Consider the following 2383-nt stretch of genomic DNA (forward strand, 5'->3'; position numbering starts at 1 on the left):
GCTGGTAGGCCTCGTACATCGCCTGATAGGTGATTTCTAATGAGGCATGATCCATGTGGAAGGAGTAAGCATCTTTCATGACGAACTCACGCCCGCGCATCAGCCCGAAGCGGGGGCGGATTTCATCGCGAAACTTGGTCTGAATCTGGTAGAAATTGACGGGAAGCTGTCGGTAAGAGTGAATCTCCCGCCGCACCAGATCGCTGATGACTTCCTCATGGGTGGGTCCCAGGCAAAAATCGCGGTCGTGACGATCCCGCAAGCGCAGCAGCTCCGGGCCGTACTGCTCCCAGCGCCCAGACTCCTGCCACAGCTCGGCGGGCTGCACCAGCGGCATCAGCAGTTCCTGCGCGCCGCTGCGGTCCATCTCCTCGCGTACCACCCGCTCCACCTTGCGCAATACCCGCAAGCCCAAGGGCATCCAGGTGTACAAGCCGGAAGCCAGGCGGCGGATAAAGCCCCCGCGCAGCAATAGCTGGTGACTGATGAGTTCCGCCTCGGCGGGTGTCTCCTTGAGGGTGGGTATGAAAATCTGACTGGCGCGCATAAAAATCCCTGTTGAACGATAGCGTACAGTGTAAGAAAGGGTGGGAGACAAAGAAAGGGGCAAAACGCGGTCCGGGATCTGGGCGCATTTCTTCCTGTGGTTACAAAAAGTCCGGCGTAGGCCGTGAAGCTCACAGAATGATGCTCGACCATTATCAGCAAACCAAAAACCTGTTGGTCAGCTACGACATCAACCCGTTGGGCTTTTTCTAGGTTTCGTTTCCTTACCAGAGGCAGGTGGCAAGTATTTTCGGGTAATCCTGTTAGAGGATGGAGAAACCGGGCACTCCAGCGCCCGCGCTGATGTGCCGCTTTTTTCGTTTGAACAGGTCGGTAGTGAGCGCAGGGTCACGGTGGGGTAATACACGAGCGTCATAAAACTGGATTTGCCCCGTCATCTATTCACTGACAGATGATTCCCATCTGTCAGCCATGAGCGTTGCAATGTCCGCGCCTTATGCTATATTCCCACCAAAATAAGCCGGAATAACCACAGGCAGGAAGAAACGATGCGAGCCACATGGACGACCAGTATACTTTTTGCTTTGTTGATCGGGCAGGGTTCAGTATTTGCGGATGACCTTTCCTGGCTGGCGAGTTATCCCTAATTATGGGCAGCCTGCATCCTCCAAGCTGGTTGCAGTAGGCTTGGCGCCGGGCACACAGGAGAAGATGGCGGCCATTCAGCTGAGTCAGCCCTCCGGCGACTCGGTCGTAACTTCGTCGCAGCCCCTCGGTTCCCGGTCGACTATCACCGAGAGCCACTTCATAGGGGCGCAGAACGGACAGGCCCAGATGCCCGCATGGTGGGACGGGCCGCTGCAATCTCAGGAACAGCAGCCCAATCCTGGCCTGCTGCTGTACCAGGCCGTCCTCCAGCGTTGCTCTGACTGCCGCGGTCGCTACCACTTTTTTATTCAACAACAACGGTCCGGCGACCGCTTCTTTTCCTTAGTTCGGTGAATCCTGAGCCTTTTGGTCGGGTGATTGTCGAGGGTATGCCGGCCCGGCGTCCAGTGGTGGCGAGCGCGGCGGGCGGAGTGTTGGAAATCATTGAGGACGGTGATACCGGCCTGCTTTATCCGCCGGGAGATGGCTCAGCCCTTCGGGCACAGATTGATCGGCTACAAAATGATCCGGCGTTGTGTGAAAGACTGGGTGTTTCAGAGTGTAAAAAATCGCTGGAGTATTTTTCAATGCCTGCGATGATTAATGACGTCAATAGCGTCATCACCGAGGTTTGTCCACCAAGACGACGAGCTGTAACGGAAGACTGATGCGCATCGCCATAGTGCATGACTGGCTGGTGGTTTACGCCGGAGCGGAGCGGGTGCTGGAGCAGATGCTCGCGTGTTATCCCGACGCCGATCTCTTCAGCTTGGTGGATTTTTTGCCGGCCGGTCAGCGCGCATTCATCCGCAACAAGCCGGTCATCACGTCGTTTATCCAGCGCCTGCCCAGAGCGCGCAAGAAATACCGGGGCTATCTGCCCCTCATGCCCCTGGCCGTGGAGCAGTTCGATCTTTCGGCGTATGACCTCGTGATCAGCAGCAGCCATGCGGTGGCCAAGGGGGTGCTCACCGGGCCGGGTCAACTGCATCTGTGCATGTGCTATTCCCCCATCCGCTACGCCTGGGACCTGCAGCATCAGTATCTACGTGAGGCGGGACTGGAGCGGGGCATCAAGGGCTGGGTGGCTAAGGCGATTCTGCATTATATCCGTCTCTGGGATACCCGCACGGGCAACGGCGTGGACGCATTCATCGCCATTTCCCGCCATATCGCCCGGCGCATCCGCAAGGTGTATGGGCGAGATTCCACCGTCATCTATCCGCCG

General features: G+C 57.4%; 4 protein-coding genes. 3 read left to right on the top strand and 1 reads right to left on the bottom strand.

Annotated elements, in window-relative coordinates; genetic code table 11:
- On the bottom strand, positions 1-547 hold a 547-nt coding region (gene proS / locus HF921_RS12905; RefSeq protein ID WP_215893968.1), incomplete at its 3' end, for a proline--tRNA ligase.
- 671 nt (positions 548-1218) lie between these two features.
- Here proS and HF921_RS12910 point away from each other — a divergent pair.
- The 3 genes from HF921_RS12910 to HF921_RS12920 all read left to right on the top strand — a co-directional run.
- Complete coding sequence (locus tag HF921_RS12910) at positions 1219-1509, top strand: hypothetical protein (RefSeq protein WP_215893969.1); 291 nt, start codon at positions 1219-1221, stop codon at positions 1507-1509.
- Between the two features lie 35 nt (positions 1510-1544).
- Complete coding sequence (locus HF921_RS12915) at positions 1545-1823, top strand: glycosyltransferase (protein ID WP_215893970.1); 279 nt, start codon at positions 1545-1547, stop codon at positions 1821-1823.
- The coding region (locus HF921_RS12920) for a glycosyltransferase (protein ID WP_215893971.1) at positions 1823-2383 on the top strand (561 nt) is incomplete at its 3' end. The genes HF921_RS12915 and HF921_RS12920, both read left to right, overlap by 1 nt.

The sequence above is a fragment of the Acidithiobacillus ferriphilus genome, from assembly GCF_018854775.1.
GTDB lineage: Bacteria > Pseudomonadota > Gammaproteobacteria > Acidithiobacillales > Acidithiobacillaceae > Acidithiobacillus > Acidithiobacillus ferriphilus.